General features: G+C 35.8%; 1 pseudogene. It reads left to right on the top strand.

Features of this window, described 5'->3' with window-relative positions:
• A pseudogene (locus tag Q4550_RS23990) lies at window positions 1–240 on the top strand (ATP-dependent protease LonB); the annotation flags it as partial.

Genomic DNA, 240 nt, shown 5'->3' with positions numbered 1-240 from the left:
GCGCATGGAGTGATCCTCTTTATTTATGTAATTGGAGAGCTTCATCCCTTTCAAATGAACAAGCTGCTAAAAGTTCTAGAGGATCGATAATTGTATCTTGAGAGTGCTTATTATAATGAAGAAAATAAAAATATTCCTAACCATATACACGATAATTTCCAAAATGGATTACCAGCAGATTTTATAATGATTGGAGCGACTACGAGAACTCCAGAAGATATTCAGCCGGCCATTCGTTCT

Origin of the sequence: Anaerobacillus sp. 1_MG-2023 (assembly GCF_030547345.1) — a bacterium.
GTDB classification, from domain to species: Bacteria; Bacillota; Bacilli; order Bacillales; family Guptibacillaceae; genus Guptibacillus; species Guptibacillus hwajinpoensis_B.
The sequence above is the reverse complement of the archived record's forward strand: the minus strand, read 5'-3'. Positions and strand labels throughout refer to the sequence as shown.